This is a genomic window from Streptomyces sp. NPDC001020, from assembly GCF_053599115.1.
Genome location: NZ_JBSFLQ010000002.1, coordinates 252,524 through 279,381, shown reverse-complemented (window position 1 = coordinate 279,381; position 26,858 = coordinate 252,524). Strand labels below are relative to the sequence as shown.

24 protein-coding genes and 1 pseudogene are annotated in these 26,858 nt (G+C 70.3%); 12 read left to right on the top strand and 13 right to left on the bottom strand.

The annotated features are described in order from the left end of the window. Window positions 1-179: 179 nt before the first annotated feature. A complete protein-coding gene (locus ACWDEX_RS02890) occupies window positions 180-827 on the bottom strand; it encodes a TetR family transcriptional regulator (protein ID WP_450461347.1) in 648 nt (215 codons plus the stop codon). A 144-nt stretch (window positions 828-971) separates the two neighbouring features. Here ACWDEX_RS02890 and ACWDEX_RS02885 point away from each other — a divergent pair, with 144 nt between their 5' ends. The 6 genes from ACWDEX_RS02885 (at window position 972) to ACWDEX_RS02860 (ending at window position 8,013) form a co-directional block, all read left to right on the top strand. Beyond that, window positions 972-1,790, top strand: a complete 819-nt coding sequence (locus ACWDEX_RS02885) for a VOC family protein (protein WP_450461346.1) — start codon at window positions 972-974, stop codon at window positions 1,788-1,790. Window positions 1,791-2,045: 255 nt separating this feature from the next. Continuing rightward, entirely contained in the window at window positions 2,046-4,376 is a 2,331-nt protein-coding gene (locus ACWDEX_RS02880; protein ID WP_450461345.1) for an outer membrane protein assembly factor BamB family protein, read from the top strand. 289 nt (window positions 4,377-4,665) lie between these two features. Continuing rightward, window positions 4,666-5,184 (top strand): hypothetical protein, encoded by a 519-nt coding sequence (locus tag ACWDEX_RS02875; protein ID WP_450461344.1) that lies wholly within the window; start codon window positions 4,666-4,668, stop codon window positions 5,182-5,184. An 81-nt stretch (window positions 5,185-5,265) separates the two neighbouring features. After that, window positions 5,266-6,108, top strand: a complete 843-nt coding sequence (locus tag ACWDEX_RS02870; RefSeq protein WP_450461343.1) for a DUF4097 family beta strand repeat-containing protein — start codon at window positions 5,266-5,268, stop codon at window positions 6,106-6,108. Between the two features lie 76 nt (window positions 6,109-6,184). Then, window positions 6,185-7,228, top strand: coding sequence for an ATP-binding cassette domain-containing protein (locus ACWDEX_RS02865; protein WP_450461342.1), 1,044 nt, complete (start codon window positions 6,185-6,187; stop codon window positions 7,226-7,228). Continuing rightward, on the top strand, window positions 7,225-8,013 hold the full coding sequence (locus ACWDEX_RS02860; protein WP_450461341.1) for an ABC transporter permease: 789 nt from the start codon (window positions 7,225-7,227) through the stop codon (window positions 8,011-8,013). The genes ACWDEX_RS02865 and ACWDEX_RS02860 overlap by 4 nt, the downstream gene beginning before the upstream one ends. Here ACWDEX_RS02860 and ACWDEX_RS02855 read toward each other — a convergent pair. Further along, on the bottom strand, window positions 7,994-8,341 hold the full coding sequence (locus tag ACWDEX_RS02855; RefSeq protein ID WP_450461340.1) for a DUF397 domain-containing protein: 348 nt from the start codon (window positions 8,339-8,341) through the stop codon (window positions 7,994-7,996). The two genes, ACWDEX_RS02860 and ACWDEX_RS02855, sit on opposite strands and share 20 nt — an antisense overlap. Next, window positions 8,322-8,741, bottom strand: a pseudogene (locus tag ACWDEX_RS02850) (DUF5753 domain-containing protein); the annotation flags it as partial. The pseudogene ACWDEX_RS02850 and the gene ACWDEX_RS02855, both read right to left, overlap by 20 nt. Before the next feature lie 132 nt (window positions 8,742-8,873). Between ACWDEX_RS02850 and ACWDEX_RS02845 the strand changes: the two are divergent. Further along, a complete protein-coding gene (locus ACWDEX_RS02845; RefSeq protein WP_450461339.1) occupies window positions 8,874-9,257 on the top strand; it encodes an ATP-binding protein in 384 nt (127 codons plus the stop codon). 87 nt (window positions 9,258-9,344) lie between these two features. Here ACWDEX_RS02845 and ACWDEX_RS02840 read toward each other — a convergent pair whose 3' ends face one another. From ACWDEX_RS02840 to ACWDEX_RS02820, 5 genes are all read right to left on the bottom strand, one after another. Further along, complete coding sequence (locus ACWDEX_RS02840) at window positions 9,345-9,548, bottom strand: hypothetical protein (RefSeq protein WP_450461338.1); 204 nt, start codon at window positions 9,546-9,548, stop codon at window positions 9,345-9,347. Window positions 9,549-9,736: 188 nt separating this feature from the next. Next, complete coding sequence (locus ACWDEX_RS02835) at window positions 9,737-9,937, bottom strand: hypothetical protein (RefSeq protein WP_450461337.1); 201 nt, start codon at window positions 9,935-9,937, stop codon at window positions 9,737-9,739. Window positions 9,938-10,155: 218 nt separating this feature from the next. Continuing rightward, window positions 10,156-13,104, bottom strand: coding sequence for a BTAD domain-containing putative transcriptional regulator (locus ACWDEX_RS02830; protein ID WP_450461336.1), 2,949 nt, complete (start codon window positions 13,102-13,104; stop codon window positions 10,156-10,158). A gap of 223 nt (window positions 13,105-13,327) precedes the next feature. Beyond that, window positions 13,328-13,720, bottom strand: a complete 393-nt coding sequence (locus ACWDEX_RS02825; RefSeq protein ID WP_450461335.1) for a nitroreductase family deazaflavin-dependent oxidoreductase — start codon at window positions 13,718-13,720, stop codon at window positions 13,328-13,330. Window positions 13,721-13,996: 276 nt separating this feature from the next. Continuing rightward, window positions 13,997-15,517, bottom strand: coding sequence for a CehA/McbA family metallohydrolase (locus ACWDEX_RS02820; protein WP_450461334.1), 1,521 nt, complete (start codon window positions 15,515-15,517; stop codon window positions 13,997-13,999). 234 nt (window positions 15,518-15,751) lie between these two features. On the opposite strand from ACWDEX_RS02820, the gene ACWDEX_RS02815 reads away from it, so the two are divergent. Together ACWDEX_RS02815 and ACWDEX_RS02810 are read left to right on the top strand one after the other, a co-directional pair. Beyond that, window positions 15,752-18,340 carry a bifunctional FO biosynthesis protein CofGH gene (locus ACWDEX_RS02815; protein ID WP_450461333.1) on the top strand — a complete coding sequence of 863 codons (2,589 nt, stop codon included), beginning with the start codon at window positions 15,752-15,754 and terminating at the stop codon, window positions 18,338-18,340. A gap of 112 nt (window positions 18,341-18,452) precedes the next feature. Then, complete coding sequence (locus ACWDEX_RS02810) at window positions 18,453-20,855, top strand: tetratricopeptide repeat protein (protein ID WP_450461332.1); 2,403 nt, start codon at window positions 18,453-18,455, stop codon at window positions 20,853-20,855. On the opposite strand, the gene ACWDEX_RS02805 is transcribed toward ACWDEX_RS02810, so the two are convergent. After that, window positions 20,806-20,991, bottom strand: a complete 186-nt coding sequence (locus tag ACWDEX_RS02805; RefSeq protein ID WP_450461331.1) for a DUF397 domain-containing protein — start codon at window positions 20,989-20,991, stop codon at window positions 20,806-20,808. The two genes, ACWDEX_RS02810 and ACWDEX_RS02805, sit on opposite strands and share 50 nt — an antisense overlap. After that, window positions 20,973-21,800 (bottom strand): helix-turn-helix domain-containing protein, encoded by an 828-nt coding sequence (locus tag ACWDEX_RS02800; protein WP_450461330.1) that lies wholly within the window; start codon window positions 21,798-21,800, stop codon window positions 20,973-20,975. The genes ACWDEX_RS02805 and ACWDEX_RS02800 overlap by 19 nt, the downstream gene beginning before the upstream one ends. A gap of 114 nt (window positions 21,801-21,914) precedes the next feature. Between ACWDEX_RS02800 and ACWDEX_RS02795 the strand changes: the two genes are divergently transcribed. Beyond that, entirely contained in the window at window positions 21,915-22,343 is a 429-nt protein-coding gene (locus ACWDEX_RS02795; protein ID WP_450461329.1) for an ATP-binding protein, read from the top strand. 230 nt (window positions 22,344-22,573) lie between these two features. Continuing rightward, a complete protein-coding gene (locus ACWDEX_RS02790; RefSeq protein WP_450461327.1) occupies window positions 22,574-23,368 on the top strand; it encodes a helix-turn-helix domain-containing protein in 795 nt (264 codons plus the stop codon). Between the two features lie 113 nt (window positions 23,369-23,481). Here the strand turns inward: ACWDEX_RS02790 and ACWDEX_RS02785 are convergent, their stop codons facing one another. Both ACWDEX_RS02785 and ACWDEX_RS02780 read right to left on the bottom strand, forming a co-directional pair. Then, window positions 23,482-24,117, bottom strand: a complete 636-nt coding sequence (locus ACWDEX_RS02785; RefSeq protein WP_450461325.1) for a hypothetical protein — start codon at window positions 24,115-24,117, stop codon at window positions 23,482-23,484. A 191-nt stretch (window positions 24,118-24,308) separates the two neighbouring features. Then, entirely contained in the window at window positions 24,309-25,394 is a 1,086-nt protein-coding gene (locus ACWDEX_RS02780) for an alpha/beta fold hydrolase (RefSeq protein ID WP_450461324.1), read from the bottom strand. A gap of 115 nt (window positions 25,395-25,509) precedes the next feature. On the opposite strand from ACWDEX_RS02780, the gene ACWDEX_RS02775 reads away from it, so the two are divergent. Next, window positions 25,510-26,340 carry a TetR/AcrR family transcriptional regulator gene (locus ACWDEX_RS02775; RefSeq protein WP_450461323.1) on the top strand — a complete coding sequence of 277 codons (831 nt, stop codon included), beginning with the start codon at window positions 25,510-25,512 and terminating at the stop codon, window positions 26,338-26,340. 215 nt (window positions 26,341-26,555) lie between these two features. Here ACWDEX_RS02775 and ACWDEX_RS02770 read toward each other — a convergent pair whose 3' ends face one another. Continuing rightward, on the bottom strand, window positions 26,556-26,765 hold the full coding sequence (locus ACWDEX_RS02770; protein ID WP_450461322.1) for a DUF397 domain-containing protein: 210 nt from the start codon (window positions 26,763-26,765) through the stop codon (window positions 26,556-26,558). Window positions 26,766-26,858 lie beyond the last annotated feature (93 nt).

Sequence of the window (26,858 nt, the reverse complement as noted above, 5' to 3'; positions counted from 1 at the left end):
TACCGGCCGCACCGGATGCCCGGCCCCGCCACCGTGCCCGGTGCGGTGCGCGGGCACGAGCAGCGGGCGGTGGCCCACCGGAGTGGACCACCGCCCGCCTGACAGAACTTTGGCTCGAGCAGCCGACCGCACGGGCGCGCCTGAACGCGCGCCGCGTCGCTCACCGCGTATCGCGTGTACTACTTCGTCGGCTTCCTCCCCGTCACACCCAGGTGCACCAACAGCGCGAGGTTCGGCTTGAGTTCGGCCTGCTTGACGCCCCAGGACTGGAAGCCCTTCTGGTGCGAGGCCACCGACGCGAGCATCGTCACGAGCGAACCGGCCACGGCGGCCGGGTTCACGTCCTTGTCGATCCGGCCCCTGGACTGGAGTTCGGCGATCGAGTCCGCGAGGGGGGTGTTCACGGAGTTCAGGATCTTCATCCGTAGCTTGTTGAAGCGCTTGTCGCCCTCGGCCGCGCCCAGGTCGACGACCCGCAGGATGGCGTCGTTCCTGCGCCAGAAGTCCAGGAAACCGCCCACGAGTTCCTGCGCGGTCTGCCAGCCGGCCTTGCCGGCCCACGAGCGGCCTTCGAGCAGCTCGGTCAATCCCGCGCCATCCGCGGCCATTTGCTCCGCGATCTCCAACACGGCCCCTTCGACGTCCGGGAAGTACTGGTAGAAGGTCGCGGGCGACGTCCCCGCCTTCCGGGCGACATCAATGACTTTGACGTCCCGGTACGGCGAGGAGCTGAGCATCTCGCTGAGGCAGTCGAGCAGTTTCTGCCTGGTCGCCTGCCCTCGCCGACCGGCTACGCGGCCGTCGACGGTGCGTACTTGTCCTGTCATGCCGTCAGCTTACCGAGGGGTGATCAGAGCGCTATTCGGCCGACTGCAAATGGGGAGTGGGGCGGGCGCGCGCCCGCCTACAGGCCTGTGAGATGGGAGTACGTCCGCGCGCGACCTGAGTGAAAGCCCTTTAGCTTGGGCGGTATGGCCGAAATTCCGCCATCACCGCCGCCCCGCGGGAACGGCGCCCCCGCCGGGCCCGGGAACGGTGCCGCCCCCGACCGGGAAAGCGGCTCCCCGCCCGGTGCTTCGGAGGCCGCCGCCTTCCCCGAGGGGGTCCCCTGCTGGATCGACGTCCTGCTGCCCGACGTCGAGGCGGGCAAGCGGTTCTACGGTGAGCTCTTCGGGTGGACCTTCGAGGAGGCGCACGGCTCCTCCGTGTGGGCGCAGCTCGGCGGCAGTCCGGTGGCCGCGCTGGTGCCCAAGCGGGACGGTCGGATGCCCACGGTCTGGACGGTGTACTTCGCGGCGCCCGACGTGGCCGCGTTCACCGGGCGGATCCGGTCGGGTGGCGGCCAGGTCGTCATCCCGCCCACCCCCGTGGACACCCTGGGCACCGCGGCGCTGGCCGCCGACCCCGAGGGCGCCGTCTTCGGCCTGTGGCAGGCCGGCACCCACGTGGGCTTCGGCAAGCGGCACGAACCCGGTTCCTTCACCTGGGCCGAGCTGTACGCGCGGGACACCGCCGCCGCGAACGCCTTCTACACGCGTCTCTTCCACGACGCCCTGTTCGGGCCCGGTGCCGCCCCCGACTTCGGGCGCGCCCCGGTCGAGAGTGTCTTCCCCGCCGAGATGCCGCCGCACTTCCTCGTCCACTTCGGCGTCCGGGACGGCGCGGCGGCGCTTGCCGCGGTGGCCCGGCTGGGCGGTCGCGTACAGGTACCGCCGTTCGACACCTCGTACGGACGGGTGGCGGTCGTCGCGGACGATCAGGGGGCCTCCTTCGCGCTGCTCCAGCGGTAGCCGGGTGGCCGAAGGCGCCGTTCCGAGGGCGCGACGGGCGTTCCCTCATGCGGGTGTCCGCTCCACGAGGAGTACCGCTCGAGTGCCGCTTCGTGATTTTGTCCTGAGACACCCCGATCCGCACCCGGGTTCGCAACCAGTGGCCCGGACAGGAAGAATCAGGGGGCGTGCCGCCACGGCGGTGCGGTGGTGAGACGCTGCACGGGGTCGCGTACAAGGTGGACGACGCGGCCCGTACGGGGAGGTGGCAGGCAAGTGGTGGATCAGCTGACGCAGCACGATCCGCGGCGGATCGGGCCGTTCGAGGTGCTGGGGCGGCTGGGTGCCGGCGGCATGGGGCTGGTCTATCTCGCGCGCTCGGCGTCCGGTCGGCGAGTGGCGATCAAGACGGTGCGCACGGAACTCGCCGAGGACCAGTTGTTCCGGGTGCGCTTCACGCGTGAGGTCGAGGCCGCGCGGGCGGTGTCCGGCTTCTACACGGCGGCCGTGGTCGACGCCGACCCGCGCGCGGCCGTACCGTGGCTCGCCACCGCTTACGTGCCCGCGCCCTCCCTCGAGGAGATAGTGACCGAGTGCGGGCCACTGCCGGCCCAGGCGGTGCGCTGGCTGGCCGCGGGTGTGGCCGAGGCGCTGCAGTCCATCCATGGGGCGGGTCTCGTGCACCGGGACCTGAAGCCCTCCAACGTCCTCGTCGTCGAGGACGGCCCGCGGGTGATCGACTTCGGTATCGCCTCCGGAGTGTCGAACACGCGTTTGACGCTGACGAACGTCGCGGTCGGCACGCCCGCCTACATGTCCCCCGAGCAGGCCAAGGACTCGCGCAGCGTGACCGGCGCGAGCGATGTCTTCTCGCTCGGCTCGATGCTCGTCTTCGCGGCCACCGGGCATCCGCCCTTCCATGGCGCCAACCCGGTCGAGACCGTCTTCATGCTGCTGCGCGAGGGACCGGACCTGTCGGGTCTGCCGGACGAGCTGCGTCCGCTCATCGACTCCTGTATGCGGATGGAGGCCACCGGCCGCCCGAACCCGGCCGACCTCCAGGCCCAGCTTGCGCCCCATCTCTTCGGTTCGGGCTCCGACGACAGCGGTACGGCGTCGGCGTGGCTGCCCGAGAAGGCGGTCGGCCTGATCGAGGCGCGGCGCGGAGGACGCCCGCCGCTCAGGCCGTCACCTTCCGGCAGTCGTGGCGGATCCGCCGCGCGGCCGGTCATGCCGGCCCCGCCCTCGCACTCCCCCTCGCCCGTGCCGGCCGGCGTGCCCGACTCCGGGCCGGTGCGGCTCGCGGGCGCGTCCGTGCCCATCGGCCCCGGGCCGCGGGTCGCCGACGCGCGCGCCGCCGCGGTGAAGGCGCCTCCTCCGGAGGCGGGTCTCGTCGCGTCCTGGTCCCGACCGGCCGGTGGTGTGGGCGGCGCCGGGCCCGTGGGGGCGGCTCCGGCCGTGCCCCCGGAGGCGGCAGCCGGCTGGCGCCCGTGGCGCTTCCGCATGTCGAACGACGTCTGGGGCACGCCCTCGGTCGACGGCGACCTCGTCTACGTCACCTCCTTCGAGGTGCACGCCCTGGACGTGGCGACGGGCCGCCGCCGCTTCAAGACACGGGACGTGGCCTGGTCGATGGCGGTCGCGGACGGCCGTGTCCACGCCTCCGACGGTCCTACGCTCTTCGCCCTGGACTCCCGTGAGGGCACGGATCTGTGGCGGCTGTCCATGGATGGCTGGGTGTACTCACTCACGGCTGACCGCGGCACGGTCGTCACCGGGACCCGCGGCGGCGGAGTCCAGGCCTGGGAGGCGTCGAACGGCCAGAGGCTGTGGGAGATCACCGGGGCGCAGACGGACTTCGAGACGCCCGAGGCAGGACCGGTGGTCCAGGACGGCACGGTGTACGTGTGGAAGGACGCCCGGCTGCGGGCCCTGGAGGCGCGTACGGGCGAGGAACGTTGGTCCTACCCGGTCGGGGACGCGGCGTCGTGCGGCGGCGTACCCGTGCGCCTGGCGCAGGCACCCGACGGCTACGTCTACGTCTCGGCCGGCTCCCGGGTCCTGGCCATCGAGGTGGCGAGCGGCATGGTGCGCTGGCACTTCGAGGCGCCGGCGGTGTTCCTGTGCCCGCCGGCCTTCGTGCCGGGACCGGCGGTGACCGGAGGCGGTGTCTATCTCGCCGACTACCTGGGCACCGTCTACGCCCTGGACGCTACGGACGGCCGCGACCGCTGGCGCATCGCCACGGAGGCGCGGACGACCATCGAGCCGGTGCTGGTGGCCGGGGGCCAGGTCCACGTGGGCAGCGGCAAGGGCCTCTACACGCTGGATGCGGTCACCGGCACTCCAAAGTGGCGCTTCCAGGCGGGCGGCGACATCGTGGGCACCCCGGCGGTGGCGGAGGGCCGTATCCACTTCGGCTCCACGGACCACCTGCTGTACACGCTGAAGGCCGACGACGGCCGGCTGCGCTGGAAGCTGGCGACCGGCGGCGAGATCACCGGCGCCCCGGTGGTGCGGGACGGCGTGGTGTACGCGTGCAGCAAGGACCGCTGCGTGTACGCCCTGGACGCGGAGAAGGGTACGGGGACGGCCCGGACCGCCTGAACCACGACGAATCGTGGCGCGGCGTCCGGGCCCACGATCGGCCGACGGCCGGGCAGGCTCATATGGCGTCACATGGCGTCACATGATGCCGCGCGCCACCACTTGGCGCCACCCGGTGTCACATGGCGCCATTTCGAGTCCTCAATGGCGCATGAGCACGCGGGATGTCACATCCGCTCAAGTCCTTCTCTCGGTATCTCCGCAGGTCACGGTCGTTTTTTCCAACCCCATCCCCGCGTGGCGCCATTAAGGCTTGCGTATGGCGCCATCATGGTGCCATGATGACGTCATGGACCTCACCCCGTATGTCGACACTCTCCGCCGTGAGCTCGCGGTGGCCGCCGAAGCCGGCGGCGACGAAGCCCGCGAGCTGGCCGAGAGGCTCACCGCGCCCCTGGAGTCGGCGACCCGGCTGGCCATGCTCAACGTGCTCTCCGCCGCGATGGACGAGGTCACCCGCGAACTCGCCCCCGGCTCGGTCGACGTAAGACTGCGCGGGCTCGACCCCGACTTCGTGGTGACACTGCCGCCCGCCGAAGGCGGCGCCCCCGTGAAGCCGACCGAGCCCGTCGAAGCGCCCAAGACCCTGGCCCCGGCCGAGGGCGACGAGGGTGGCACCGCCCGCGTCAATCTGCGGCTGCCGGCCCACCTCAAGGCCCGCGCCGAGGAGGCCGCGAGCCGCGCGGGTCTGTCGGTCAACGCGTGGCTGGTGCGCGCCGTGTCGGCCGCGGTCGACGGCGGCGCCGCGCCGCGTAAGCCGGAGAAGACCCGCACCACCGGACAGAGCTTCACGGGCTGGGTGCGTTAGCCGCACCCCGCCCGCCCCACTTCACCCACACCACGTCCCACCAGCAGGGACGACCCAAAGACCCAAGAGGACGGGACAGCCATGCCTACTTTCGACACGCCCGAACCGATCTCGGTCACCGCCCACGTGGGCGCCGGCTCCATCCGGTTCACCGCGGGCGACCGCCCCGACACCGTCGTTCAGGTGCGGCCCCTCGACCCGAAGCGGGACAAAGACGTGCGGGCCGCCGAGCAGACCGAGGTCACGTACGCGAGCGGCGTCCTGACCGTCAGGACGAAGGAGCGCCGCCTCATCGGACCCGTCGGTACCGTCGGCGTGACGGTCGAACTGCCCACGGGCTCGCACGTCGACGTGACCGGCGCCTGGACCCAGGTGCTCGGTGAGGGCCGGCTCGGCGAGGTCCGGGTGAAGACCTCGTCCAACGACGTCCGCCTCGACACGACCGGCCCGCTCCGACTGACCGCCTCCAACGGCTCGATCACCGTGGACCGGGTCGAGGGCGCGGCCGAGATCACCACCAGCAACGGCAGCCTGCGCGTCGGCCTCGTCGACGGTTCCGCCGTCCTGAAGAACTCGCACGGCACCACGACGGTCGGCGCCGCGACCGGTGAGCTGCGGGTGAATGGCGCCAACGGCAACATCGACATCGAGCGTGCCGAGAGTTCGGTCACGGCCACCGTTGCCCACGGCACCCTGCGCCTGGCCGAAGCCGCCCGTGGCACCGTCCAGTTGGAGACCTCCTACGGTTCCATCGAGGTCGGCATCCGCGAGGGCACCGCTGCCTGGATCGACGCTTCCTCCGGCTTCGGGCAGGTACGCAACACGCTCACCGCCGCCGAGGCCCCGGAGCAGACCGAGGACACCGTCGAGGTCCGCGCCCGCACCCGGTACGGCAACATCGACATCCGTCGCGCCAAGGCCTGAGCGTCGCCCCCATCCCGCGCACCGGTCCCACATCACCCGATCCCCAGTCACTTCAGCCTTCGAACGGGAGGGCCTCATGCCTTCATCTGTCATGCCCACGCCCAGGCAGGGTGACGGTCCGCAGTCGCCCGCCGCCATCTCCACCACCGGCCTGCGCAAGTCGTACGGCGACAAGACCGTCCTCGACGGCATCGATCTACGCATTCCCGCCGGGTCCGTGTTCGCGCTCCTCGGGCCCAACGGCGCCGGCAAGACCACCGTTGTGAAGATCCTGTCCACGCTCATCACCGCCGACGGCGGGCAGGCCCAGGTCGCGGGCCACGACGTCGCCACGTCCCCGGACGGGGTGCGGGCCGCGATCGGTGTCACCGGCCAGTTCTCCGCCGTCGACGGGCTGATCACCGGCGAGGAGAACATGCTCCTCATGGCGGACCTGCACCACCTGTCCAAGCGCGAGGGGCGGCGGGTCGCCGCCGAACTGCTGGAGCGGTTCGACCTGACCGACGTCGCCAAGAAGCCCGCCCAGAGCTACTCCGGCGGCATGAAGCGCCGCCTGGACATCGCCATGACCCTGGTCGGCAACCCGCGGATCATCTTCCTCGACGAGCCGACCACCGGGCTCGACCCGCGTTCCCGGCACAACATGTGGCAGATCGTCCGCGGGCTGGTCTCCGACGGCGTCACCGTCTTCCTCACCACCCAGTACCTGGAGGAGGCCGACGAGCTCGCCGACCGTATCGCCGTGCTGAACGGCGGCAGGATCGCCGCCGAGGGCACCGCCGACGAGCTGAAGCGGCTCATCCCCGGCGGACACGTACGACTTCGCTTCTCCGACCCGGGCGCGTACCAGTCGGCCGCCTCCGAGCTGCGCAACATCGCGCTCCCCCACGCTCGGCTTCGCTCGCGCGGGGGGACCCCCATCGACGAGGCACTGGCGTTGCAGATCCCCAGTGACGGCAGCCAGCGCGAGCTGCGCTCCATCCTCGACTGGCTGGACTCCGTCGGTATCGAGGCCGACGAACTGACCGTCCACACTCCCGACCTCGACGACGTGTTCTTCGCCCTGACCGGCTCCAACGTGCCCACCCAGCCGAACCAGCCCAAGGAGGCCGCCCGATGAGCTCCTTCTCTCTCGCCGTACGCGACTCGTCCACGATGCTGCGGCGCAACCTCCTGCACGCGCGCCGCTACCCGTCCATGACCCTGAACCTCCTGCTGACGCCCATCATGCTGTTGCTGCTCTTCGTCTACGTCTTCGGCGACGTGATGAGCTCCGGCATGGGGGGCGGCGCGGACCGCTCCGCGTACATCGCGTACATCGTTCCGGGCATCCTGCTGATGACCATCGGCGGAACCCTGGTCGGCACCGCGGTGTCCGTCTCCAACGACATGACAGAGGGCATCACCGCCCGCTTCCGCACAATGGCGATCCACCGCGGGTCCATGCTCTTCGGACACGTCGTCGGCAGTGTGCTGCAGGCGCTCATCAGTGTGGTCCTCGTCGGCGCCGTCGCGGTCGCCATGGGCTTCCGGTCCACGGATGCCACCGCTGTGGAGTGGCTCGCGGCGTTCGGGCTGCTGGCGCTGTTCGCCCTGGCGTTCACCTGGATCGCGGTCGGGATGGGCATGAGCAGCCCGAACGCGGAGGCGGCCGGCAACAACGCGATGCCGCTAATCCTCCTGCCGCTCATCTCCAGCGCCTTCGTCCCGGTCGACGCGATGCCGGGCTGGTTCCAGCCGATCGCCCAGTACCAGCCGTTCACGCCGGCCATCGAGACCCTGCGCGGCCTGCTGCTCGGCACCGAGATCGGCAACAACTGGTGGATCACCATCGTCTGGTGCGTCGGCCTGGCGGCGCTCGGCTACCGCTGGTCGCAGGCCCAGTTCAACCGCGACCCGAAGTAGGCGACTTGAGCGCGGGTCGCTTCCCGCCGCTCGTCCCGCGCCAGGGCGGCGTACTCCGACAACGCGTCGGCGTACGCCGCCCGGTCGGCGTTCTCGACGGATCTGCCAGTCGCTCTTCCTGGTGCCGGTCAGCCCTTGAGGGAGGCCAGGAAGACCAGGCAGGGGCCTTGAAGAGGAGTATGGGACTCTCCTCGGCCCGCTTGGAGTCGCGGACGGGGATTACGCCGGGGAGGCAGGGGGCGACCTCGACGCAGTCTCCGCCGCTCGCATTGCTGTAGCTGCTCCTCCGCCAGCGGGCGGTGCTCAAGTCAAAGGCGTTGCTTGCCATTTCGGTAGTCCTCAGCCGCTTCCTCGATCATGGCGAGGGACGCCTCCGGCGGCAAAGCGGCGGCCCGAAGCCGATCGTACGACCTGCGGTACTCCTTAACGAGGCTCGGATCATCGATGGTGTCCCCGGTGTGGAGGGACTCCGTGTAGACCAGGGGCGGGGCGTCGGGGAAGGTCATGAGCGTCGCGGTGCCGAACATGAACGGGTGCGGCCCGCAATTCCACGGGAGCACCTGTGGAGTGATCCGAGGACGCTGCGCCAACTTCACCAGGTGGTCGAGTTGTTCGGCCATCTTTGGCGAAGGAAGGATGGACAGCCGCAGCAGCGATTCGTGGAGGATCACCCAGTACTCGGGGGTCACCGGGTCGTCGTCGAAGAGGCGGGCTCGGGCGAGGCGGGCATGCTCCCTCAGCGTGGACCTGCCGAGTTTCGCGGGGGCGTACCGGCCTCCCGCCGGCCTGATCGCGCTCGGCAACTGCCACACCGCCACCGGGCGGCATCTGGCGGAGGTCCTCCGGAAGGCGGCCGAGCGTTGAACGCCCCCGCACTCCCTGACCTCCGACTCGACCTGCTCGCCTTGCCCAAGGCAGTGCCAGAGCTGCGCTGCGCTGTGCGGGAATACTTGGGCGGGCCGTGCGTCGACGCCGAGCTGTGCGTCACCGAGCTGGTCGCAAACGTCATCGGGCACGTGGGGGAGGGAACCCCGGTACGGGTACGCGCCGCGCTTGCTGATGGCCGGATTCGCGTAGAGGTCACCGACCCGGATCCGCGCGCGCTTCCCGTCCTTCTGCGCGCGGCACAGGACGACGAGTCCAGCCGAGGCTTGGCTCTCCTCGACGCGATGGCGGTGCGGTGGGGTGTGGAGCAAGGGGCGTCGGACAAGACGGTGTGGTGCGAGGTGGAGCGGGGCCGCTGAAGAGCTGGAGAGTGTGATGCCGACGTGCAGATACGGCAGTGGGGCCGAGCACGTGCTCGGCCCCACCGGTGAGAGTCGGGTTCCCGATCAGCTGATGTGGATGTTGTCCGTGCCGGCGTCCGTCGTGCCGCTGATGTGGATGTTGTCCGTGCCGGCGTCCGTCGTGCCGCTGATGTGGATGTTGTCCGGCGTGACAGTGACGTGCGTGTTCGCGAATGCCGAGGCCGAGGTCCCACCCACTGCGGCGACCGCGATGGCGGCAGTGACGAGAATCTTCTTGGTGCGGGTCATCCCAACTCCTCAGGAATAGCGGCGACGTCCGTGTCAGGAGTGACGCTAGTGTCCGGGGGGGCAATTGTTCGAGTGGATCGAACGGTTCACGCCAAGAGTTGACTGGAACCCTGCTCTGGACACACCTCGGCCGCGACGGCTCCCCCTCCGCGCCGTCGCGGCCGATCCCCGTGTGAAGGTAAGTCTGGTCAGGCCTTCTCGTCCGTGGCGTGGACGTTGTCCGTCGTGGCCGTGCCGGTGTCCCCGCCCGCAAGCTTGAGCGGTTCGGTGGTTGCGTGGACGTTCTTGATGGTGACCGGCTCACTCGTGGCGTGGACGTTGTCCGTCGACGCGTCGCCGACCGGCTTGATCGTGGCGTGGACGTTGTCCGTGGTGTTCTCGTCGCTCATCTCGCTGGCTCCCCTGGCAGTGTCGTGCGATGGGTTGGCAGGATCCGCCTGGCAACTCCCCCGTGGTTGCCGGGCGGATCCTGCTGGGCCGGTACACCTTAGAGGGCCGACCCCTCGCCGTTCCGTCTGCCCCCCGTGGCGACGGCTCGACACAATTGAGAGTGTCAGGCGGCGATAAACGAATGATGAACGAGTGCCTTCGCGGGCAGGCCGCCTGGTCAGGCCACGGCGGCCGACTTCAGAAGCCCCCTCACTTCGTCTACTTCCGGTGCGCCCAGCGACTCGAAGATCTGCAGTGCCTCGGTCCAGCACACCTGGGCGCGGTCGAACTGACCTATCCCGTTCAGGGCTCGTCCGAGCACTGTGAGGACATTGCCTCGACGCCATTCCCCGCCGATGCCGCGCAGCAGTGTCAGTGCCGTCTCGGCGTTCGGCGCGGCCAGAGCGGGCCGCCGGGCTGCCAGATCGAGCTCGGCCAGACGGAACAGGGTCATGCCTTCCCACAGGCGCTGGCGGCTGTCCCGGAACACTTGCAAGGCCTGGTGCAGGCACTCGGCCGCCTCGGAGAATCTCCTGTTCGCGGTGAGTGCGAGGCCCAGTGCATAGCGGCCGTTGGCCCCCTTCAGAGCATGCTCCATGTCGTCGTACATCACCGTGCCCTGCTGGGCCAACTCCACCGCGCTCTCAGTACGCCCTGTCGCCAGATGGATGCGGGACAGGTTGCACAAGGCGCTCGCCTCCCCGGGACGGTCCCCGAGTGCGCGGAAACTCTCGATGGCGTGGGTGAAGTGCTCCGCGCCCTCCTCGTGTCGGTTCTGGTACAACGCGACCACACCGCTGATATTGGACGACCAACAGCCAGTGAGCGGGTCGTCGGCCACACGCGCCAACTCCGAGGCGGTTTGGGCCTCCTGGACGGCCACGTCGAACCTGCTGCCGGAGATGTGGTGCACAAAGGCCAGCGCCGTCAGTGCCCGCCCCTCGGTTCGGCCGTCTCCGGCCTCCTGCGAAGCCTTCCGCAAAAATTCCGCGACCGCCTCGTACTCCTTGGAGTTGGCGCCGGACTCGGCCAGGTCGACCGCCGCCCACAGGACGTCCACGGCGCGCCGCAGCCTATGTGGCTGCTGCGCGGACTGCCGTACGCACGCCAGCAGGGAAACAGCCTCCGAGTACAGCCAGTCCTGAGCTGCACGCCGGTCCGAGAAAGTGAGCCCCGGGTACTCCGTGCGCTCCAAGTGGTCCACCAGCCGGTCTTCGGGCCGTTCGATCAGGTAAACCCCCGCAACAGTGGCCAGATAGAAGTCCAGCAACCGCGACATCGCCGCATCCCGCTCGCTCGGCGGCTGCTCGTCCCGTTCCGCGCATGCACGCGCGTAGAGTCGGACCAGGTCGTGGTACCTGTACCGGCCGGGTGCCGCCGACTCCAGCAGTGACGTGTCGACCAGGGACTCCAGCAGGTCCTCCGTGTCCTCCAACGGGAGGTCCAGGACCGCCGCGGCCGCTGCCAGGGAGATGTCCGGGCCGTCCGCCAGGCCCAGCAGACGGAACGCACGGGCCTGGGCCGGCTCCAGTTGGCCGTAGCCCAGTTCGAACGTCGCCTTCACGGCCAGGTCGCCGGCCTGCAACTCATCCAACCGCCGCCGCTCGTCCGCGAGCTTCCTCGCCAGGACCGTGACCGTCCAGGTGCGGCGCGCCGCCAGGCGGGACGCGGCGATGCGGATCGCCAGGGGCAGGAAGCCGCAGGCCGCGACCACGTCGAGCGCCGCCTCCCGCTCCGACGTCACCCGCTCCTCGCCCACGATCTTCGTGAACAGCGACAACGCCTCGTCCGGCGACATCACGTCCAGGTCCACCAGGTGGGCGCCCGCCAGGTCCACCATCCGCACTCGCGACGTCACCAGCGCGGCGCAGCCGTCCGTGCCCGGCAGCAGCGGTCGTACCTGCGCCGCGTCCTTGGCGTTGTCCAGCAGGACCAGTACCCGTCGGCCGTCCAGGACCGAGCGGTACAGCGCCGCCCGTTCCTCCAGCGAGTCCGGGATCGCCGAGTCCGCGGTGCCCAGGGCGCGCAGGAACGACCCCAGGACCGTCTCCGGCTCCGCCGCCCGCTGGCCCGCGCCCTGCAGGTCCACGTACAACTGGCCGTCCGGGAAGGCGGCGCGGGCCTGGTGGGCCACATGGACGGCGAGGGTCGTCTTGCCCACGCCTCCGATGCCCGCCAGTGCCGAGACCGCCATCACCCGGCCCTCCGCCGACGCCAGTACCTCGCCCAGCTCGTCGACGAAGGACGCACGACCCGTGAAGTCCGGGACGGTCGCAGGAAGTTGGGCCGGGCGGACGGGAGCGGCGGCCGGCTCCGGAGCCGGGGCCGACGGTTCCGCCAGGCCCGGGTCGGCCTGCAGGATCCGCTGCTGGAGGTCCTTCAGGCCTGGCCGCGGGTCCACTCCGAGTTCGTCGGCCAGCAGACGGCGTGTGTCCGCGTACACGGCCAGGGCCTCCGCCTGACGGCCCGACCGGTACAGCGCCAGCATCAGCAGTTCCCGCAGCCGCTCGCGCAGCGGGTGCGCCGCGGTCAGCGCGGTCAGTTCCGAGACCGCCTCCGCGTGGCAGCCCTGTTCCAGGTCCATGTCAAGCCGGGACTCGAGGAGTTGGAGGCGCCACTCCTCCAGGCGCGTCCGCTGGGTGTCCGCGTACGGGCCCGGCACGCCGGCCAGCGGTTCGCCGTCCCACAGCGCCAGCGCCTCGTTCAGAAGCTTCCGGGCCCGGCTCAGGTCCGCGGAACCCTTCGCCTTCTCCGCCTCCACGGCCAGTTCCTGGGCCGCCACGAGGTCCAGGCAGCGCGGATCACCGACACGCAGCGCGTATCCGCCTGACTCGCTGACCAGCACCCCGGGGGAGAGGACCTTTCGCAGCCGGGACGCGTACGTCCGTACGGCCGCCAACGCCCGCGGTGGCGGGCCGTCTCCCCACAGCGCGTCGATCAGCTCGGACGCCGTCGCCGTACGGCCCTCGCGCAACAGCAGCGCGGCCAGCAGGGCGCGCTGCTGCGGTGAGCCCATGGCCAGCGGCTCGTCGCCGTGCCAGGCGCGCACCGGTCCGAGCAATCCGAAGCGCAGCGCCGCTGATTCCTCGGGAGCCCCTTGCTCCGGAACCCGCGGTACACCGTCCATCGCTGCCCCCTGGCACGCTTCCGAACCCTTCACGACCAAGAGGACAGTTTGCCTTGTTCACGCCGGATACGTCAGCTGTGCGAGACGGCGATCACAGGCCGCGGCGTGGTGCATCACAAGACCCACACACGGTCTCCCCACGTGCGGCGACCCGCAAGCCCCTCGCAAGGATATTGACGAAGCGTCAGGGTAGCGCTGCCGCAGGAAGGATCTGGCCGAGGATCTAGCTGTCCAGATCCACCCGAACCGTCAACAGGTCCGCCCCGAAGGCGCGTACCGCCATGCTGTTCAGGCGCGGCAGCTTCCTGAGTCGGGCCCGTGGGTCGTCGTCCGGGAGCGGATGGGCCGTGCCGGTGTGCCAGCGCCCCTGGATACGGACCCGGACGCGCGGGTCCGCCCGGATGTTGCGGATGTACTGGGACCGCTCGCCGTACTCGGAGACCATCCAGAACGAGTCGCCGACGCGGCGCCCGCCCACCGGGGTCCGGCGGGGCCGACCCGAGACGCGGCCCGTCGTCTCCAGGACCGTCTGGAGCGGCAGGCGGCGCAGCACCGGATTGATCCGGCGCTGGAATGCCGTGACCGCCCGGTACTTGCGATCGACGTGCTCTGACATGGCTCCTTGCTCCCCTTACCGTTTACCGTGTGACGCGCCACGCCGGGTGGCGTGGATCAGCCGGATCGGCCCGGATCACCCAGACCAGCCGGACGGGTGAACGCGCTTCGACGTGCCGTTCACCCCTCCGGGGCCCAGCTTGCCGCGCCGCACGGCCGGGAAGCGCCGACACGTCGTCGAACCGGTCGATCCACTGCGTTCACGGCCCGGCAGCCGACCGGGCCCGACCGCCGCACCGTGAACGCCAACCGATCGTGAACGCACCCGGTCCGTTCCTCACGCCCCGCCGAGGAAGATCGGGTTCGTGAACGCGGCCAGTGCCCCGGGCAGCGGACCCGCAGCCGTCTCGTGTCGCAGCTCCGCCCGTACGTACGCCGCGTACGCGGGCGTCGTGCGCCACTCCACAGTGCCCTCCCCGGACACCGGCAGCGGATCGCTCGTGAACAGCACCCCCTGGTCGGTGACCAGCCGGACCGTGCAGCGGGGTGCGCCCTGCGCCTGAAGCCGGACCGTGACCGGCGCATCCCGGTCCACCTCCAACCGTTCGCCGATGCCCGCGTGTTCACCGCGGCCACCGGCGGCCGTGAAGGTCAGCGACACGTTCTTCGACTCGGCGACGTACGAGCGGCCCGCGCGGATGCCCTCCTGGATCGCCTGACGGCTCAGGTCGTCGGCGAGGACCACCGTCTGCGGGGTGCCCACCGCGTCGGGGTCGCGATGCGCGTCGCTGCTGCCCATCGCCGGGAGCCAGCTACCGTGCCCCTCCCGGACAGCCGTCACCAGCGTGTTGTCCCACTCCGCGAGCGCCACCTCGTCGTCCGGCGTGTACGGGCCGTTCCACACCTCGACCGCGTCCGCCTCGGCGAAGCCGAACTTCCAGCCGCAGCCGATGCATGTGGCGTGCGGATGGGCCGGGACGACCAGTCCGCCCGCCCGGCGGATCTCCCGGGCGAACCGGCCGAAGCGGTTGTCGCGCGCCCGGTAGCGCCAGTCGACGAACGTCCCGGGGTCGGTGCCCAGGGCCACCACATGGCCGTTGCGTGTCGTGACCTCCTCGCCCAGCATGATCAGCAGGTCCTCGCCGGCATGGTCGGCCCAGTGCGGGTGCGAGGAGTGGGTGTTGTGGTCCGAGGTGTTGATGAAGTCGAGGCCGGCGGCCCGCGCCAGCGCCGCGATCTCCGCCGGTGTCCGGCGGCCGTCCGAGTACCAGGAGTGCAGATGGCAGTCGCCGCGGTACCAGGCGCGGCCCCGGCCCTTCGCCCGGGACGGCGGGTACACGGGTTTCGGGGTACGGCCGGGCTCGCCGTAGCTGAGCGTGATCGTCACCTCGTACACGAGACCCTGCGGCGCCACCGTGTACGGGCCCAGCGCGATGTGCCAGGTGCCGGAGCGCACCGGGCCCGGGATGTAGCCCGGGGTGGCGTCGTCCGCGCGGATGAAGAACTCGCTGCGCGCGCCGCCGGACCAGCCGCGGAACCCCTTGCCGCCCAGCTCGGTGCCGCGTTCGTCGAAGATGCCGATGTCGAGGGCGTTGCCCTGGGCGCCGGCCGGGACGGACGGTTTGTCATAGGTGTAGGCGACCTGGATCTCCCGGACGCCCCTGGGGACCTCGACGGGCAGGTAGACGAAGTCGGGGGAGCCGGTCGGCAGGGTGCCGCGCACGGTCCTCGTCTCCTGGCCGTTCGCCGCCGCCGCGGCGGCGCCGTTGGGGAAGCTCACGGTTCCCAACGTAAGCGCGGCGGCGGCGCCCGTCACGAACAGCGCGCGTCTGCCGATGCCCTGGTCGTTCTCGCACATGCCGTGCTCCCAACGTGTCGGATGACAGGGATGGTGCGGGGATGGTGCGGAGGTGGCGCGTACCACTCTCGTATTCAGCCGTTAACTCCGATGCAAGGGAAGTCGAACGACAGCCACGTGACGGCATGACAGCGGATGACCGCCCCGACCAGTGGCACCCCGTAACGACCGAAGCGTCCCACCGGCCCACGTCCGCCCTGTATGACCTGATCACCGCGAACGTATGCTCAGGGGATGACGACTTCCGCGACCTCCGGAACGGGTCCCACCGAGAACTCCATGCGTCGCGCTCTCAAACGCGCCCGTGACGGTGTCGCGCTCGATGTCGCCGAGGCCGCCGTACTCCTCCAGGCCCGTGACGCGGACCTCGAGGACCTGGCCGCCTCGGCCGCCCGGGTGCGCGACGCGGGCCTCGAGGCCGCGGGCCGTCCCGGTGTCATCACCTACTCCAAGAGCGTCTTCGTCCCGCTCACCCGCCTGTGCCGGGACAAGTGCCACTACTGCACCTTCGTCACGGTCCCGGGCAAGCTGCGCCGCGCCGGACACGGGATGTTCATGTCCCCGGACGAGGTCCTCGACATCGCCCGCAAGGGCGCGGCCCTCGGCTGCAAGGAAGCCCTGATCACCCTCGGCGACAAGCCGGAGGACCGCTGGCCCGAGGCGCGCGAGTGGCTGGATGCGCACGGGTACGACGACACCATCGCCTACGTCCGCGCCATCTCCATCCGCATCCTGGAGGAGACGGGCCTGCTGCCCCACCTCAATCCCGGGGTGATGTCCTGGACCGACTTCCAGCGGCTCAAGCCGGTCGCCCCGTCGATGGGCATGATGCTGGAGACCACGGCGAGGCGCCTGTGGTCCGAGCCGGGCGGCCCGCACCACGGCTCGCCCGACAAGGAACCGGCCGTCCGGCTGCGGGTCCTTCAGGACGCCGGCCGTTCCTCGGTCCCGTTCACCAGCGGGCTGCTGATCGGCATCGGCGAGACCTACGAGGAGCGCGCGGAGTCACTGTTCGCGCTGCGGAAGGTGGCGCGGGCCTACCACGGCATCCAGGAGCTGATCATCCAGAACTTCCGCGCCAAGCCGGACACCGCGATGCGCGGTATGCCGGACGCGGAGTTGGACGAACTGGTCGCCACGGTGGCCGTGGCCCGGCACATCATGGGCCCGAGTGCCTGCCTCCAGGCGCCGCCGAACCTGGTCGACGACGAGTATGAGCGGCTCATCGGCGCGGGCATCGACGACTGGGGCGGCGTCTCACCGCTGACCATCGACCATGTGAACCCCGAGCGCCCCTGGCCGCAGACCGAACTGCTGGAGCGGCGTTCCGCGGCGGCGGGCTTCGAACTGCGTGAACGCCTCTGCGTCTACCCGGAGTTCGTGCGGCGTGGCGAGCCGTGGCTGGACCCGAGGCTGCTGCCGCACGTGAGGGCGCTCGCGGACCCCGAGACGGGCCTGGCGCGCCCGGACGCGGTGGTCGAGGGGCATCCGTGGCAGGAACCGGAGGAGGTGTTCGTCCCCTCGGGCCGTACGGATCTGCACCGCACCATCGACACCGACGGCCGTACGGGCGACCGCCGGGACGACTTCGACGACGTGTACGGCGACTGGGAGGCACTGCGGGAGGCGGCAGCCCCCGGGATGGCTCCGCAGCGTATCGACGCGGACGTACGGGCGGCGCTGCGCACGGCGGCGGACGACCCGACGAAGCTGACGGACGACGAGGCGCTGGCCCTGCTGCACGCGGACGGCCCGGCGCTGGACGCGTTGTGCCGGGTGGCGGACGACGTGCGCCGCTCCGCGGTCGGTGACGACGTCACCTACATCGTCACCCGGAACATCAACTTCACGAACGTCTGCTACACCGGCTGCCGCTTCTGCGCGTTCGCGCAGCGCCGCACGGACGCCGACGCGTACACGCTCTCCCTGGAGCAGGTCGCCGACCGCGCCCAGCAGGCGTGGGACGTGGGCGCGGTCGAGGTGTGCATGCAGGGCGGGATCCACCCGGACCTGCCCGGGACTGCCTACTTCGACATCGCGAAGGCGGTGAAGGAGCGGGTCCCCGGCATGCACGTCCACGCCTTCTCGCCCATGGAGGTGGTGAACGGCGCGACCCGCACCGGTATGTCGATCCGTGACTGGCTGGCGGCGGCGAAGGAGGCGGGTCTGGACTCGATCCCCGGTACGGCGGCCGAGATCCTGGACGACGAGGTCCGCTGGGTCCTGACCAAGGGCAAGTTGCCGACGGCGACCTGGATCGAGGTCGTGACGACGGCGCACGAACTGGGTATCCGCTCCTCGTCGACGATGATGTACGGCCACGTCGACCAGCCCCGCCACTGGCTCGGTCACTTCCGCACTCTCGCCCGTATCCAGCAACAGACCGGTGGGTTCACGGAGTTCGTCACGCTGCCCTTCATCCACACCAACGCCCCGGTGTACCTGGCGGGCATCGCCCGCCCCGGCCCGACGATGCGCGACAACCGTGCGGTGACGGCGATGGCGCGGCTCCTGCTGCACCCGTGGATCCCCAACATCCAGACAAGCTGGGTGAAACTGGGCTCGGAGGGTGCGGCGGAGATGCTCCGCTCGGGCGCCAACGACCTGGGCGGCACCCTGATGGAGGAGACCATCTCCCGTATGGCGGGCTCGTCCTACGGCTCGTACAAGTCGGTCAAGGACCTGGTCGCGGTGGCGGAGGCGGCGGGCCGCCCGGCGAGGCCCCGTACGACCCTGTACGGCGAGGTCCCGGAGGAGCGGCGGCGCACGGCGGCGGTGTCCGACGGTCATCTGCCGGCGCTCCTCCCGGTGTTGGAGAGCTGAAGCGCAGCCGTCGTCCGGCAACGGGCCCGCGCGCACTGAGCAAGAATGGTGTGCGCGGGCTCTGGTAAGGGCGGACGAGGGGGGCGAACGGGTGGCGCAGGCGCGGCCGTCGATGCAGGAACTGATCCGGCAGCGCAGCCGCGCCGGATTCGTGGGGCGCGGCGCCGAACGGGCGGCGTTCCGCGCCAACTTCACCGTGCTCCCCGAGGATGAACGGCACCGCTTCCTCTTCCATGTGCACGGCAACGCGGGCGTCGGAAAGACCTTCCTCGTCGGCGAGTTGGAACAGATCGCGCGCGAACGCGGCGCACTGACGGCGTACATCGACGAGAGCGCCGGCAGCGTGCCGGAGGCGATGGCGGCGATCAGTCGCCGGTTCGCGGCGCAGGGGCACCGCTTCAAGGACCTGGATCGGCTGCTGGCCGCGCACCGGGAGCGCAGGCACGAGGCGGAGGCGGCGGTGGTCGCCACGCTCGAATCCGAGCCGGAGGGGCCTTCGACCGGCAGTCTGGTGGCGGCACGGGCCGGACTGGTCGGGCTGGGCATGGTGCCGGGGATCGGTGCCTTCGCCGGGGCGCTCGACGCGGACCGGCTCGCCCGGCAGGCGGACCGGCTGCGGGCCGGGATCGGCGCGCGCCTGCGCGACCAGGAGGACGTGCAGATGGTCCTCTCGCCAGAGCGGGTGCTCACCCCCGTGCTGCTGGGCGAACTGTCGAACGCGGCGGCCCAGGCGCCGTGGATCGTCCTGTTCTTCGACACGTACGAGCGGACCGGACCGTTCCTGGACGGCTGGCTGCACGAGGTCATGACGACGGACCGGCACGGTGCTCTGCCCGCGACCGTGGTCGTGGTCACCGCCGGTCAGCTCCCGCTGGACACGGCCCGCTGGGGTGGCTTCGCGGACTTCGTCCAGGACCTGCCGCTCGAACCGTTCACCGACGCCGAGGCGCGCGGGCTGCTCGCGGCCAAGGGAGTGGTGAACGAGCCCGTCGTCGGGGAGGTGCTGCGGCTTACCGGAGGACTGCCCGTGCTGGTCTCCACCCTCGCCCAGGCCCGCCCCGCGGATCCGGACGACGTGGGCGACCCGAGCGCGACGGCCGTGGAACGGTTCCTGAAGTGGGAGCAGGACCCGGTACGACGAGGGGTCGCGCTGGCGTGTGCGCTGCCCCGCTGGCTGGACGCGGATGTGTTCCGGGTCGTGACGGACGGCGAGGAGATCGAACTCGACGCCTTGTACGAGTGGTTGAGGGACCTGCCGTTCACCGACGAGCGCGGGGCGCGGGTGCGGTACCACGATGTCGTACGGGCACCGATGCTGCGGCTGTTGCGGAGGCGGTCGCCCCGGGCCTGGGCCGACCATCACCGGCGGCTCGCCGAGGCTTTCGGCCGGTGGCGGGAGGACGCCGAAGCCGGTCTCGGGGAGGAGGAGCGCTGGTCGGACGAGCGCTGGCGCGAGCTGCGACTCGCCGAGACCTACCACGCGTTGTGCGCGACACCCCGCGCCGCGCTGCCCGGGGCGCTGGGTGATCTCGTCGACGCCGGCGTCTTCGGGGACGAGGAGCTGCGGCGCTGGGTGCGGCTGCTGGCCGAGGCGGGCGAGGACACGGACGCGGAGGCCGTACGGACCTGGGGGCACGACCTCTCGGCGGCGCTCACGGGCGGCGGGCCCGCCGAGGCGCTACGGCTGCTGCTGACCCGCGCCCGGGGCGACGAGCCGTGGCGGGCCAAGGCATGGGCGCTGCGCGGCGACGCTCTTGCGCGGGACGGCGCGGACACGCGTGCGCTGGAGGACTACGACCGGGCTCTGGCCCTCGACCCCGACCTGGTACGGGCCCACCGCGCGAAGGCGGTCAGCCTGAGCGCGACGGGCGACCACGAAGCCGCCCTCGTTCTCCTCGACCGGCTACAGGAACTGGAGCCGGACAACTCCTGGAACGTCATCCTGCGCGGCGAGATCCACCGCCTCCTGCGCCACTACGACGAGGCGGTCCGCGACCTGAGCGAGGGGATCCGCCACAACCCGGCCAGCGAGTTCGCCTGGGCCTCCCGCGGCGCCACGTACGAACGCAACGGCGACTTCGACGCCGCGCTCGCCGACCTGAACCAGGCGCTGGAAATCAAACCGGACTACGTATGGGCTCTCGCCCGCCGGGCCCGCGTGTGGCGAGGGCGCGGCGAGCCCGCACGGCAACTGGACGATCTGAACCGCGCCCTCACCCTGCAACCGGACTGGAAATGGGGCCGCTGCGAACGAGGCGACGCCCTACGCGTGGCCGGCCGCGACGAGGAGGCCCTGGCCGACTACGACATCGCGATCGCCCTCGACCCCGCGTACGCGTCGGCATACGCGAGCCGAGGAGTGTCGCTGGCCAACCTCGGCCGCAGGGAGCAGGCCTTGGCCGACCTGAACCGCGCGGTCGAGCTGCGGCCGGGCTACACCTGGGCGCTGGAAGCCCTGGCCCGGCTCAACGCCTCGCCGCGAACATCAGGAACTCCGACCACGGGTCCTGAGTGAAGGCGAGCTGGGCGCCGTTCTTGTTCTTGGAGTCGCGGACGTGGACGGTGGTGGGGGCTACGGCGACCTCGACGCAATCAGGGCCGTCGTTGCTGCTGTAGCTGCTCTTGAACCACGTCAGGGTGGTGGAGGGCATGTCTCTTCTCCCAGCACTTTCTCGATGAAGGCCAGTGACTCTCGGGGCGGGAGGGCCTGCGCCCGGATCATTCCATAGCGCATCTCCAGGATCTGGACGTCGCGAGGATTGCTGATCACCCGACTGTGGAGCTGGGCCTCGGAGTGCCCGAGCGTTTTGCCGTCCCGAAGCTTCAACAGCCGGATCGGTCCGGCCATGCCCGCGTGATCCTCTCGGTCAGTCGGCATCACTTGGATCGAGACGTGCCGCAACGCGCCGATCTCAAGTAGACGTTCGAGCTGACCACGAAGGGCCATTCTGCCCCCGATGGGCCGCCGAAGCGTCACCTCCTCTTGAACAAAGGTGATCTGTGGCCGGGGCGTGCGCTCGAAGACGGCCTTCCGCGCCATGCGCGCTGCGACAAGGCGCTCGATCTCGTCTTCCGTATACGCCGGCCTCCGCATGGCATACAACGCCTGTGCATACTCCGGGGTCTGAAGCAGACCGTGGATGTGATGGCTGGCGTAGGCCCCGAGCTCGACCGACTCATCCTCCAGCTTCGCCAGATCCCGCACCTTCTTCGGGTAGCGGGCCCTCTCCACGTCGTCCTTCATCGCGGAGAGCTTTCCGCCCGCCCCAAGTGCCTCGTCCGCGTTGTCGAGAAAGTCCGGCTTCGGAATCCTCCGCCCGCGCTCCACCGACGAGACCATCTCCTCGCCGTACCCGATCGCCGCCCCGAGTTCCACCTGCTTCAGCCCGGCGGCCTCCCGCCACATCTTGATCTGCCGACCGACCGTCCTGAGTACGGCCTCGGCCTCCTCGTCCTCCATGTCGTCCCCTCCCGGTGTACGAGCCGTACGACCCCGCAGCGCGTCCGGACGGTCACGTTCGGTACCGAGGTCGTTGCTGGTCAGCGTAGGGACAGAACGGCCACGCTGGGTGACATGAGCGGAAATTCCCCCTCCCAGGTCACCTCTGTCAAGGCCCAATTCGCGATCCAGTTGTCCGCCACGCGAAGAGGCGCCCGACTCGCCCGTCTGCTCGCGGAGCGCCAACTCGACGACTGGGGCGTGCCCTTCACGTCCGCGGTGCAGGTCGTCGCCGAGCTGACCTCGAACGCGGTGCTCCATGGGCACGTCCGGGGACGGGACTTCCGGCTGGGACTCAAGCTCTGCGTCGACGGCACCCTGCGGATCGAGGTGACCGACGCGCGGGGCGACCGGGTTCCGCGTATCCAGGACCCGGTGGTGGCCGATGCCGAATCCGGGCGGGGGCTGCGGATCGTCGAGGCGTACGCGTCCCGTTGGGGCGTCGACGAGGCACCCGCCCACGCCAAGACGGTGTGGGCCGAACTGCAGCCGGGTCGCGGGTAATCGCGATCCGGCGCGGCCCGACGCCAAAGACCAAAGAACCGGGGAAAGAACCAACCCACCCCCACCGCCCCCGTCGATCACTCGCCGGAGTGAATATGCCCAACTCAGCTGGCGTGGCACGGCGGTTGTGGTGCAGCGTCTGCCTCAACAACCGCACACATGCATCGGCCCCCGCCGGGACTGGCATCCCAATGCGAGGGCCTGATCACCGAGGAAGCAGGACCTTCCCGATGACTGACAAGCACCCTAGCGCGCCCGCGCGCGCCAAGTCCGGCCGTTCCAGCAGCGGTGTCACCCATGTGAACGAACCCCACCACGAGAACTTCACCGTGGTCGGCAACCACCTCGCCCAGCACGCCGAGTTGTCCCTGACGGCGATCGGCTTGGCGGTCCACATCCAGTCGCTGCCGAAGGGCACGCCCGTCGGGATCAAGACGCTGGCCGGGAAGTTCCCCGAGGGAGAGATCCGAATCGCCGCAGCCCTGCGGGAGTTGGAGGAACACGGTTACCTGTCGCGCACCAAGGAGCGTCTTCAATCGGGCCGAGTGACGACCCGGACGACCTCGTACAACAGGCCACGGCACGCCGATACCGCCGGAGTCCCCGAGCCTGACCGCTCGACCGCCCCGCCCGAGCCGCCTTCCGCGGACGCAGACCGCTGTGCGGCCACCGACCTGCTCTCCGGCCTACGCGCCCATGACTCCCGCCTGCTCCTCACGGAACGGGACGTATACCGTCTGGCACCGGCGGTCTCCGCATGGCTGGACCGTGGCGTGCCACCCACCGCAGTGGTGCGCACACTGACAACCGGCCTGCCCCAGGACCCGATCAAGCACCCGGCGGCATTCCTGGCCCACCGCCTCGCTTCTCTTCTGCCGCCGCCCCTCCCCGTCGCCCGACCACGCCCCGAGAGCACCCTCCTTCCGGACCCGCTCCAGACCTGCGACGGCTGCGATCGTGCGTTCCGGGCGCCTGGACCCGGTCGGTGCCGGGACTGCCGGGGGACCGTGAGGGAGGCGGCGTAGGCACATCGGGCGGCCGGCAGGTCTGGCCTCCACCGATGGACTGGGGCAGTCCGTGTTTGGGGGCCGCACGGGTGATCTTCACCTGAGACGCGTTTTGAATCATGCTCATTCGATCACTGTGCGTGAAAGCTGGCTCCGTCTGCAGCCGGAAGCGACGTGACGCCTGTGCGAATGATGCGCATCGAGTGCGTGCTTGCGGTCTGACCCCTGGAAGTTCGTGAGGAAAGGTTCCCTGTGAGCCGTAGAACGATCAGAAGTTCACGCGTGAAGTCCATCTCCTTGCTGGCGGCCGGCGCACTCGCCGTATCGCTCAACGTGGCCTCGGGCGCGACAGCCTTCGCCGACACGATGCAGAGGTCCGGCGGCGTCGACTCGATGCTGCACAGCTCGGATCCGCGTGTCGGGTGCGGCGAGTGCGGCACGACGATGACAACGCCCGACCCGCGCGATTCGACTTCGGGGACGATCTGCCCCTCTTCCCAGTCATCGAGCGCGAGCGGATCGACCGTGAGCGGATCGACCGTGAGCGGTTCGAGCGGTTCGAGCGTGAGCGGATCGACCGTGAGCGGTTCGAGCGTGAGCGGTTCGAGCGGTTCGAGCGTGAGCGGATCGACCGTGAGCGGTTCGAGCGTGAGCGGATCGAGCGTGAGCGGATCGAGGTGGATCGAGCGCGAGCGGCTTGAGCGGCGCGACAACGATGACTGCGGGTGCGAGGTAGCGGGGGTCGGGCTGGCCCGCTTCCCGTTCATCGAGCGCGGGCGGCTGGGCGTGAACGATGAAGCGTTCGCCGACCTCCAAATGGGGGACAATCGCCACGGGGGGATCTGAAGTCCGGCCGGTTTGCCGGCAGGCGACCCCGTAACCTCAGTGCGTGTGGCGGTGCCCCGAGGCCTCGGTCTCGGGGCACCGTGCTGTGCCGGGTCGGGTCGGGTCCCGCACTTCAGCAAGTGGCCGACTCCGCGGCGGTCACCACCGGCCGTACCTTCGTGAGCATCAGGTCCAGGAACTGGTCGGGACGGCGGAAGGACGCGAAGTGGCTCGCGTCGCGGATGAGAGCGAAATCCTTGACCGGGGCGGACACGGACTCGAAGAGGCGGCGGGCCGGTTCCGGCGGGGTGAGGACGTCGCTGTCTCCCTGGAAGACGAAGAACGGGAGACGGAACTCGGTGCCCTCGGCCCACTCGTCGACGGTCATGGCCTGCGGGCCCAACTGCTCCGCGAAGGTCATGCCCTTGAGGTAGGAGCGCAGCCCCCGCAGGGTGTGCAGGGGGGAGAACCACAGCGAGCGGATCACCACGGTCTTCATGGTGTCGTAGGTCAGCGGATCGGTGGTGACGACGGTCTTGGCGTAACGCGACCACTCCTGTGCCGTCCATGCCGACCTGTCCGGGCCCATCGCCGTGATCGCGGCCAGTTCCTTGCGCCTGCCCGACTTCTCCAGGCGGCCGAGCAGCGCCTCGTACGCCGATCGGTCACGTCCGCCTCCGATGACGTTCTGGTCCGTGCCGACGTAGGCGGAATACAACTCCGGGTGGTTGCGGGCCAGGCGTAGGCCGGTGACCGTGCCGAAGGAGTTCGCGACCAGCACGACCTTGTCGACACCGAGGCGGGCGCGGACGTACTCGGTCACCTCCAGGGCGTCCCGGTGGAGCCGGTCGAGGCTCATCTCGCCCTGTCCGTCCGGGCCGCCGTGGGCGAAGGTCCGGCCGGCGCCGCGCATGTCCCACCGCACAACGGTGAAGTGCCGCTCCCAGGCACGGGTGCGCGGGGCGTGGATCAGATTGGACGCGCCGGGCCCGCCGTGGATCTCCAGGATCACGGGGTTGTCCAGGTCCTCGCCGCGCAGGGAGATCCACTGGTCGATGCCGCCGATGCGGACGTACCCGGCCTCGTCGATGCCGTTCGGGGTGGTGATGCGCAGGCGCCCGGCGTTCGCGGAGCGCCTGAGGTGGCGGTAGCCGAGCAGGCCGGCCACCGGGGCGGCGAGGAGGGTCGCGGCGGAGGCCGTGATGATCGTCCCGAGCATGAGTTGTCCCCCTAAACTGTTTACGGCGTCAGCAGATGCTGCTTCGGTTTACGGTATATACAGTTGGTGGTGGAGTCAACGAGCTGCGCGGAGCACGGAGTTGGAGAGGATCGTCATGCCGAAGGCGAATGCAGTGAGCCGCAGCAGGAGTGCGGACCAGGTCAAGCCCCGCGACCTGCGTGCGAGCCTCGCGCTGCTGTGGGGTGAACAGGACCGGCCGACCCGCGGACCCAAGCCCAGCCTGTCCCCGCAACGGATCGCCGCGGCCGCCGTCGACCTCGCCGACGCCGAGGGACTGGACGCCGTGTCGATGAACAAGGTCGCCGCCGGTTTCGGTGTCTCGGCGATGGCGCTGTACCGCTATGTGCCCGGGAAGGCCGAACTCGTCGCGCTGATGGTCGAGTCGGTGCTGGCCGAGGGTCCCGACCTGTCGGCCGTCGCGGGCGGTGACTGGCGGGCCGGGATGCGGGAATGGGCCCGGCAGTGTCTGCGGGTGTACCAGGACCACCGCTGGGCGCTGGCCGCCGTGGCCATGCGCCGTCAGGTCATGGGCCCCCACCAGCTCCAGTGGCTGGACGCGGCGCTGGCCGTGCTGGAACCGACCGGCCTCACCGCTCCCCAGCGCCACCAGGTCTTCCTGCTGGCGATCGGACTGGTCCGCAACCTCGCCCAGCAGCTTGTCGACTTCGACGAGGAGCACGACCAGGAATGGAACCGCCTCACCGGCGAACTCCTCGATCGGCACGCCGACCGCTTCCCCGCGCTGACCAAGGCCGTCGCCGAGGGCGCGTTCACCGACACGGGCCTCGATCCGCTCGACTTCGGGCTCGACCGCCTCCTCGACGGAGTCCAGGTGCTCATCGACGGCACCGCCCGGAACGGATCACCCGGGCCGCGTGATCACGTTGACCCGACCGGCTCAGGGCGTTGCAAGCCTGAGAGCTGACCATCACACGGTCGAGTCGAAGCGACTCTCTGCGCACTCCCCGGGGAACAGTTGCCGACCCCGGGCGTAGACGTCGTACCGGCTCGACGACTTCACCGAAGCCGCCGGACGTACCGGGCCCGGAACGGCAAGGGCCCCCTCGGCCGGGACGGCGGGCCAGTCGAGAGGGCTCTTTCAGTGACGCCTGTGCGGCTATGGATGCGGTCATCGACGCGTCAGTCGAGGCCGAACGCCCCCTGGCCCACCGCTGCCACGAACGTGTTCCAGGAGTTCGTGGGGAAGGTCAGCATCGGACCCCCGGTGATCTTCGAGTCCCGGACCTTCAGTTCCGACGGGACGGGGGACTTCACCTCGACACAGGCGCCGTTTCCGGCCGAGTACGACGATTTGGTCCACGTTGTCATGGATCCCTGAAGAGCTGCCATTGTTCACTCCGGTAGCGAGTTGCTGAATTGCTGTCATCGCCTCGCGGTCGCAGCACATGCCCATGCTGCGATCCGCGCCAACCTGATTGCTGA